The organism is Micromonospora tarensis (assembly GCF_016803395.1).
Taxonomy (GTDB): Bacteria; Actinomycetota; Actinomycetes; order Mycobacteriales; family Micromonosporaceae; genus Micromonospora; species Micromonospora tarensis.
Map to the genome: position 1 here is coordinate 1 of NZ_JAEVHL010000273.1, position 8,047 is coordinate 8,047.

6 protein-coding genes and 6 pseudogenes are annotated in these 8,047 nt (G+C 73.5%); 7 read left to right on the forward strand and 5 right to left on the reverse strand.

Annotation, left to right across the window (positions count from 1 at the left end):
- A pseudogene (locus JM949_RS30960) lies at positions 1-462 on the reverse strand (NTP transferase domain-containing protein); the annotation flags it as partial.
- Positions 463-751: 289 nt separating this feature from the next.
- Between JM949_RS30960 and fdhD the strand changes: the two are divergent.
- Positions 752-1,622, forward strand: a pseudogene (gene fdhD, locus JM949_RS30965) (formate dehydrogenase accessory sulfurtransferase FdhD).
- 36 nt (positions 1,623-1,658) lie between these two features.
- Here fdhD and JM949_RS30970 read toward each other — a convergent pair.
- The 3 genes from JM949_RS30970 to JM949_RS30980 form a co-directional block, all read right to left on the reverse strand.
- Positions 1,659-2,366, reverse strand: a complete 708-nt coding sequence (locus JM949_RS30970) for a GAP family protein (RefSeq protein ID WP_203151662.1) — start codon at positions 2,364-2,366, stop codon at positions 1,659-1,661.
- Positions 2,367-2,466: 100 nt separating this feature from the next.
- A complete protein-coding gene (locus tag JM949_RS30975; protein WP_203151664.1) occupies positions 2,467-2,712 on the reverse strand; it encodes a flavin reductase in 246 nt (81 codons plus the stop codon).
- On the reverse strand, positions 2,709-3,044 hold the full coding sequence (locus JM949_RS30980) for a hypothetical protein (protein ID WP_238434209.1): 336 nt from the start codon (positions 3,042-3,044) through the stop codon (positions 2,709-2,711). The genes JM949_RS30975 and JM949_RS30980 overlap by 4 nt, the downstream gene beginning before the upstream one ends.
- A 195-nt stretch (positions 3,045-3,239) precedes the next feature.
- On the opposite strand from JM949_RS30980, the gene JM949_RS30985 reads away from it, so the two are divergent.
- Positions 3,240-3,989, forward strand: a complete 750-nt coding sequence (locus JM949_RS30985; RefSeq protein ID WP_203151666.1) for a Scr1 family TA system antitoxin-like transcriptional regulator — start codon at positions 3,240-3,242, stop codon at positions 3,987-3,989.
- Positions 3,977-4,180 carry a DUF397 domain-containing protein gene (locus tag JM949_RS30990; RefSeq protein ID WP_203151668.1) on the forward strand — a complete coding sequence of 68 codons (204 nt, stop codon included), beginning with the start codon at positions 3,977-3,979 and terminating at the stop codon, positions 4,178-4,180. Before JM949_RS30985 ends, JM949_RS30990 begins: the two co-directional genes overlap by 13 nt.
- 121 nt (positions 4,181-4,301) lie before the next feature.
- On the opposite strand, the pseudogene JM949_RS30995 reads toward JM949_RS30990, so the two are convergent.
- Positions 4,302-5,347, reverse strand: a pseudogene (locus tag JM949_RS30995) (DUF4192 domain-containing protein).
- 172 nt (positions 5,348-5,519) lie between these two features.
- Between JM949_RS30995 and JM949_RS31000 the strand changes: the two are divergent.
- The 4 genes and pseudogenes from JM949_RS31000 to JM949_RS31015 all read left to right on the forward strand — a co-directional run.
- Positions 5,520-6,433 (forward strand): annotated as a pseudogene (locus JM949_RS31000) (fructosamine kinase family protein).
- Positions 6,430-7,443, forward strand: a complete 1,014-nt coding sequence (gene moaA / locus JM949_RS31005) for a GTP 3',8-cyclase MoaA (protein WP_203151669.1) — start codon at positions 6,430-6,432, stop codon at positions 7,441-7,443. The pseudogene JM949_RS31000 and the gene moaA overlap by 4 nt, the downstream one beginning before the upstream one ends.
- 2 nt (positions 7,444-7,445) lie before the next feature.
- A pseudogene (locus JM949_RS31010) lies at positions 7,446-7,699 on the forward strand (MoaD/ThiS family protein).
- Positions 7,700-7,712: 13 nt separating this feature from the next.
- A pseudogene (locus tag JM949_RS31015) lies at positions 7,713-8,047 on the forward strand (metallophosphoesterase); the annotation flags it as partial.

The following is an 8,047-nucleotide window of genomic DNA, read 5'->3' on the forward strand; positions in this document are numbered from 1 at the left end:
GCCGCAGAGCGACTGCGCCGCCGTCCCCGTCGACGAGGCACGCCCCGTCGGCCCGGCCGGCGGCCGCTGCGGGCCGGCGACACCGCGGCGGCACGGCGGTCCGTACGGACGGTGTCGCCGCTGCGGGATGGGGTCCGGTCCGCCGTCGAGGTGGTTCAGCAGGTCACCGATCGCGGCGCGGGTGAGCAGTGGCAGGTCGGCGGCGAGCAGGGCGACCAGGTCGTGTCCGGCCGGAGCAGCGCCAGACCGGCAGCCGCAGCGGCCACCGGGCCCCCGCCGGGCGGGTTCTCCCGGACCACCCGCACGCCCGTCGGGACGGCATGAGCCGCACCGACCAGGACCCGGGGGGTCGCATCGACGACGGCGGCCAGCACCCGATCGCGCATCGGCCGGCCACCGACCGGGAGCGCGGGCTTGTCCACTCCGCCCAGTCCGTCGGGCGGCCCCACCCGCGAGCACCACTGCGGCGTACGTCCCCACCCGGCCACCGTAGCCGTGCCGGCGCCCGGTCGGGCCGGGTCGGGCCGGTCGACCCGTGTCCCGGACGCTGGAGAGCCGTGCGGGCGCTCGGTCGGGCCGGGTCGACCCGTGTCCCGGACGCCGGAAAGCCGTGCCGGCGCTCGGGCGGCCCGCCCAGCTTCTCGATGTCCGACGCCGGATGGCCGTGCGGGGCGGTTGAGCGTTCGGCCGGCGGGGTGCCCGATGGCCGGTGGCCGTGCGGGCGGGCCGGCTCGGGGTGGAGGATGGCGGGATGGGACGGGCAACTGATCGACGGGGCGTACTCCGGATCGACCTGGACGCGGCGACCAGCGGGCGCGGTGCCGTCCGTCGGCCGGACACGCTCGCGGTCGAGGAGCCGCTGGAGATCCGGGTCGGCGCGGCCGGCCCGGGCCGACGACGGCCGCTCGCCGTCACCATGCGCACGCCCGGCGACGACCTGGACCTGGCCGTCGGCTTCCTGCTGACCGAAGGGCTGATCCGGTCGACCGACGACGTGCTGACCGCGCAGCTCTGTGCCGGTGCGGAGACGCCGAACACCTACAACGTGGTGGACGTGGTGCTCGCCCCCGGTGTGCCGGAACCGACCACCGATCCGTCCCGGAACTTCTACACGACCAGCTCCTGCGGGGTCTGCGGCAAGGCCAGCATCGACGCGGTACGCACCCGTTCGCTGTTCCCGGTCGCGACGGACCAGCTCAGCGTGCCGGCCACGCTGCTCGCCGAGTTGCCCGACCGGTTGCGCGCCGCCCAGCGCGGCTTCGACCGGACCGGTGGACTCCACGCGGCGGGGCTGTTCACTCCCGACGGCGAGCTGGTGGTGCTCCGGGAGGACGTGGGCCGGCACAACGCCGTGGACAAGGTGATCGGCTGGGCGGTGCGGGAACGCCGGCTGCCGCTCGCCGGGCACCTGCTGCTGGTCTCCGGCCGCCAGCTTCGAGCTGACCCAGAAGGCGTGGATGGCGGGCGTGCCGCTGCTGGCGGCGGTGTCCGCACCGAGCACGCTCGCCGCCGAACTGGCCGACGAGGCGGGGATGACGCTTGTCGGCTTCCTGCGCGGCCGGACCATGAACGTCTACGCCGGCCCGCACCGGATCGCGCTGGAGCAGCCGGCCGGACGCTGAGACTGCAGCCGGACCCTGGAGCAGCCGGCCGGCGGCTCAGCGGTCGAGCAGGCTGAACAGGTCGAGCCGGGCGGCGGCGTCCCGGGCGATCAGGAAGCCGGCGATGCCGAGGATCCAGCCCAACGCGCTGCCCGCCTTCGTGACGATCCAGGTGTTCAGGCGGGCCAGCACCGGCTCGACCAGACTCGGACGGGCCACCCTGGCGCCCAGCAGCAACACCGCCGGCAGCACCATGACCAGGCAGTAGCCGGCGAGCAGGGCCACCACGCTCGGCGCACCCACCCGCGAGGTGGCCAGCAGGCCCACCGCACCGAGGTACGGGAGCATGGTCGCCACCTCGGCGAGCGCGGCGAGCAGCGCCAGCCCGACCAGCCAGCGGGCCGAGGAGTCACCGGCGGTGGCCCGGTCGCGCCAGCGCAACACCCCACCGGTACGGGGGCGGCGTTTGCCGTCGTAACGGAAGCTGAGCGCGAGCATCGCCACGCCCAGGACGAGTTGCGCCCAGAGGACGGCCCGGTTGTCCAGCGCGCCGCCCAGCGCGTCCGCGAGCCTGCTGCCGCCGAAGACCAGCAGCAGCCCCACCGCGAGGTAGAACGCCGCGATCGTGGCGAGGTAGCCGAGGATCCGCCGGGCGTTGACCGGCCCGGGGGCGAGCAGCAGCCAGACCGGGATGAAGAGGGTGCCGATGCTGGTGCTGTCGACCAACGCCAGCCCGGCCAGCGACAACAGCAGTTCGGGGGTCATGTCGTACCTACACGGAGAACGGCCACGAGATCATTCTCCGGCGCTGCCGGGGCTGCCGCGTCGGCCGTGGACAGGAGCGACGCGTACATCCTTCGACGGACTATCGAGGGGTGACCCAGCCGGTGAAACGCTCGGTGAGGCCATCCGGCGTCCGGCCGCCGTACAGCTCGGTCAGCTGTTCGGTCGCCTCGGCTTGCAGCGCCCTCAGGTGCTCGACCAGCTCGTCGGGTCGACCGCGGTACCGACCGAGCAGGCGCAGTTTCGCCGTCGAGCAGGGCCAGGCGATCCCGCACGTACGACAGCGCCAGGCCGGCTTGAGCACTGGGTGTTCCGCGTGGTCGGTCATCGGCCGGCCCGCACCTGGTGCCGGGTCGGCTGGTTGGCCGGGCCGGAGGCCAACAGGTCGACCCCTTCGCGGAGCACGAACAGCTCCCGCTTGGCCCGTGCGCTGCCGTCCGGTGCCAGCTCGTACGCCTCGATCCAGGTCCAGCCGTGGTAGGTGTGCCGGTCGGTCAGCTCGCGGATGACCCGGACCGTGATGGGCCTGACGAACTGTGGGCTCGCCGCGCGGGACAGCCGAACGAGGTCGCCGGCCCTCATCGTCCCGATCGCCGCGCCACCGCTGGCGTGGCCGCCGCCCCGTCGTGACGCGGGCTGGTTCGTGTGTGTGTCCGGCATCTCGCCCCCTGCTCGTTGGGAGGGGCCGCCCCGGAGTGCTCGCCCACGAGGCGGCCCCGCGAACGCGACCGTCGGGTCTCGGGGGGTCCCTGCCGATCGCGCCGTCTCACCGGAACACTGCCAAGGGTTGCGGGCCGAACACACTGCGTAGGAATATCTCCTGTGGACGTCTCGGACGTACTGGAGGAGATACGGATGAACCGCGCAGTGGCTGAGGCCATGTCGAAATCCGGCCTGACCGCCGACCGCCTCGCCGCCCAGATCGGGGTGGATCCCAAGACGGCGGCCAAGTGGGCGAACCCGGGACGGATTCCGCAGACCCGCCACCGGTCGAAGGTTGCCGAGGTCCTGGGCCGCGACGAGGAGGACCTCTGGCCGGACCTGTACAAGCGACGCGAGCCGGCGTGGTTCCGGCCCTGGACGGACGTCGAGCGCGAAGCGGTCGGGCTCCGGTACTACGAATCGGCGGTCGTTCCCGGCCTCCTCCAGACCGAGGCGTACGCACGGGCCGTGCTGAGCAGCGGGCTCTGGGCCGACGACGACCTGGAGGCTCATGTGGAGACCCGCCTGCGCCGGCAGGCCGCCGTCTTCGACCGGCCCCGCCCGCCGTTGAGCGTCTTCGTCATCGACGAGGCCGCGCTGCGCCGGGGAAGACCCGACCTCATGGCCGACCAGCTCGACCACCTGATGACGCTCGCCGAGCGGCCGGCGGTGATGATCCACGTACTTCCCCTGACGGCGGGTTTCCACCCCGGCCAGGCCGGGCCGTTCGTGATCGCCAGCACGCCCGACGGCGACGAGGTCGGCTACCTCGACGACCAGGCGGCCGGACGCCTCAGTAATGACGTTGCTCCGCTCTGGGCGGTCTGGGATAGCGTGAGGTCGTTAGCGCTACCACGAGACCTGACCATCGACCTGTTGAGAGCGCGAGCATGGATGACCTGACCAGCGCCCGTTGGCGCAAGAGCACCCGCAGCAGCTCGAACGGTGGCAACTGCGTCGAGGTGGCCGACAATCTGCCCGGAGTCGTGCTGGTGCGCGACACCAAGGACCGGGACGGCGGCACGTTGGCCTTCGAGCCGGCGGCCTGGGCGGGCTTCGTCCGGCTGGCGAGGGAGATCGGCCCGGTCGGCTAGGTCCCGCTCGGTGGGCTGGGTCCCGGCCTGTCACGCGCTGCGCCACCGCACCAGACGCGACCGGCTACGCGGCGACGATCTCGGTTCTTCGGCGGCGCCCGGGTCACAACGCCCGGTCACGTCAGCGGCGGCCACGTCGGCCTCGCCGGCGCGGGCGGATCACCCCGGGCAGGCCGACCGACGGCCAGCCGTCCAGCTCGGACGGGGGTACGCCGCGCCGGAGCAGGTCGTCCAGCAGCACCGCGAGCGAGTAGTCGGGGTGCAGGCTGAGCGTGCGTTCGAGCGCGACCGCCGCCAGCGCCCCCTGCCCAGCCCGCCAGGCCGCGAACACCAGCAACGCGCCGGGCGCGGCGGCCAGCTTCGGCTCGGCCCGGCGCAGCAGATCGGTCCAGAGGGCGATGTCCCGGTCCCGACCGTCGGTGCGTTCCCAGGCGTGGTCGCGGACCGGCAGGTGGGTCATCAGCAGGCACAGCCAGGCCACCTCGTCGTCGTCGAGCCGTTCGTCACGCCGCTGCCGACGCTGGGCCTCGCGCACCGCCGCCACCCCGGCGGCGCGCAGCGCCCGGTCGCCGAGCAGGTCACCTGCGGGTGCCTGGTCGATCAGCTCGGCCATCCGCTGCTCGGCGCGGGCGGTGGCCGCACCCGCCGCGTCCGGGGCCGGCCGTCCATTGGTGCCACCTGCGCGACCAGGGCGGCCCGGTCGGGGAGTGCGACCTGCCCGGCGAAGACCGCCGAGGCGGCGATCCGGTTGGCGGTCAGGTCGTAGCGGCGACCCTGCGGCGGGCAGCAGTCGGGCTCGGTGCAGAGGTAGGACCACCACCGACCGTCGGTGACCCGCAGCGCGTCGAGCACCTTCATCCCGGTCGCGCTCACCGCGGCGCGCAGCGCGTCCACGGCGGGCGTGACCCGATCGGGCGACCCGTAGCCGACGACGGTGGCGGCCTCCGCGCCCTGCCGGCTGAGCACGCCGGCCAGGTGCTGGGCCAGGTCGACCGGATCGGTCGCCGGGTCGGGCAGGTCCATCCGGGCGGCGAAGACGATCTGCCGGCCGAGCAGTGCCACCGCGACCACGCTGTCGGCCGGGTGGAAGCCGAGCAGGTACGGCACAGCGGCGATCAGGTCGGCGGGTGAGCGGACGGCGAGCTGCGGGCGTTCGGTCGAGGTCATGTCGGGAGCCTGCGACGGGGCAGACCCCCTCCGCCGCCCCTGTGGATGACACGCGGCTTATCCACAGTTACGCAACGTGTTTTTCCTGCTCAGGCCGGAGTACGGCGGTCGGAAAGGGCTCGATGTCCGTGGGCGGCACCACGCTGTCGCACTGAGCGGTTACCGTGCGCTGATGGACCTGGCGTACCTGCGCGCGCACCCGGCACACCTGCCGACCTTCCGGACCCATCAGCGGCTCCGGGAGACGCCGGTCGCCGGTGGCGACAGCTGCGATGCCGCCCGGCTCACCCTGGACGACGGTCACTCCGTCTTCGCCAAGTCCTGGCCCGAACGGGCGACCGACCGGTTCCGGAGGGCTTCTTCGAGGCCGAGGCCGCCGGGCTGCGCTGGCTGCGGGAGGCCGACTCGGTGGCCGTACCCGAGGTGATCGTGGAATTGCCGGAGCTGCTGGCGCTCGACTGGGTGGAGCCCGGCGAGCCGACGCCGGAGGCCGCGGAGCGCTTCGGCCGGGAGCTGGCCGGGCTGCACCGGGCGGGCGCGGCCACCTTCGGTGCGGCCTGGCCCGGCTTCATCGGCTCGCTCCCCCAGGACAACACCCCCACCGACGGGCAGTGGTCGACGTGGTTCGTCGAGCGGCGCCTCGCCCCCTACCTGCGCCGCTCGGTGGACCGTGGTGCGCTGAGCGGCGCCGACGCCACTCTGGTCGAGCAGGTGTTCGGCCGACTCGAAGGGTTCGGCGGCGACGAGCCGCCGGCGCGCATCCACGGTGACCTGTGGCCGGGCAACGTGCTGTGGGGGGCCGACGAGCGGGCCTGGCTCGTCGATCCGGCCGCGCACGGCGGGCACCGGGAGACGGATCTCGCCCAGCTCACACTCTTCGGCGGCCTCCCCCACCTGGACCGGGTGCTGGCCGCCTATCAGGAGGGCTGGCCGCTCTCGGACGGCTGGCGCGACCGGGTGCCAGTGCACCAGCTGCACCTGCTGCTCGTGCACACCGCGCTCTTCGGCAGCGGATACCGAGATGTGGTCGTCCAGACCGCCCATGCCGTCCTGGGTCGGGCCGAGCGCGCTACGGTCGACAGGTGAGCCTCGCCCCGGGAGCCGACGGCGTCCTCGTCGACCGGTACGGCCGCGTCGCTCGGGACCTGCGCGTGTCCCTCACCGACAAGTGCAACCTGCGCTGCACCTACTGCATGCCGGCCGAGGGGCTGCCCTGGCTGGCCGGCCCCGAGCTGTTGACCGACGAGGAGATCGTCCGGCTGGTCCGGGTGGCCGTTGAGCGGCTCGGTGTGACCGAGGTGCGGTTCACCGGCGGTGAGCCGTTGATCCGACCCGGGCTGGTCGACATCGTGACCGCGGTCGCCGCCCTGGATCCCCGCCCCCGGGTCTCGCTGACCACGAACGGCATCGGTCTGGACCGGCTGGCTCCGGCGTTGCGCACGGCCGGCCTCGATCGGGTGAATGTCTCACTCGACACCCTGGATCCGGGCCGGTTCACCACGCTCACCCGCCGCCCCCGCCTGGACGCGGTGTTGGCCGGCCTCGCCGGGGCGGCCGCCGCCGGCCTCAGCCCGGTGAAAATCAATTCGGTGCTGATGCGGGGGGTCAACCAGGACGAGGCACCGGCGCTGCTCCGCTTCGCCCTTGACCACGACTACCAACTGCGCATCATCGAGCAGATGCCGTTGGACGCCCAGCACGGTTGGGCCCGGGAAACGATGGTCACCGCCGAAGAGATCCTGGCGTCCCTGCGTACCGCCTTCGACCTCAGCCCCGACCCGGCCGAGCGTGGCGCGGCACCGGCGGAGACCTGGCTGGTCGACGGCGGCCCGGCCCGGGTCGGGGTGATCGCCAGCGTCACCCGCCCCTTCTGCGGGGACTGCGACCGCACCCGGCTGACCGCCGACGGCCAGGTCCGCGCCTGCCTCTTCGCCACCGAGGAGTCGGACCTGCGCGCGGCGCTCCGCGCCGGAGCGGACGACGACGAGCTGGCCCGCCGCTGGCGCACCGCGATGTGGGGCAAGCGGGCCGGGCACGGCATCGACGACCCGACCTTCCTCCAGCCGACCCGCCCGATGTCGGCGATCGGCGGCTGAGCATGGAGTCGACACCGCTGACCGTTCGCTACTTCGCGGGCGCCGCGCCGCCGCCGGGCGGGCCGAGGAGGTCCTGACCGAGGTGCGGTCGCTCGACGACCTCACGGTCGAGCTGACCAGGCGACACGGCGACCGGCTCGCCGTGGTGCTGCGGGTGGCGAGTTTCCTGGTGGACGGCGTCACCTGTCATGATCGTCGGGCACCCCTGCCGGCCGGGGCCACGATCGATGTCCTGCCCCCGTTCGCGGGCGGCTGAGGGAGGCGCACAGATGATGGCGGTTCTGGGGTTCGTGGCTGTCCTGGCGCTGGCCACCGGCCTCATCCACCTCTACCTGTGGAAGCGGCTGGTTCGGGACACCACCACCCCGGGCCGGTGGCGGCGGGTCGGCGGCATCGCCGCTCTGGTGCTGGCGCTGCTGGTGCCGATCACCATGGCCGGCACCCAGGCCGGCCTCTACTGGCTCGCCTGGCCGGGCTACCTGTGGCTCGCGCTGATGTTCTACCTGCTGATCGTGCTGGTCGTGCTCGAAGTCCCGATGCTTGTCGCCCGGCTGGTGCTGCGCCGCCGGTGGTCGCCGCCGACGCCGACCACCGCCGCGCCCGA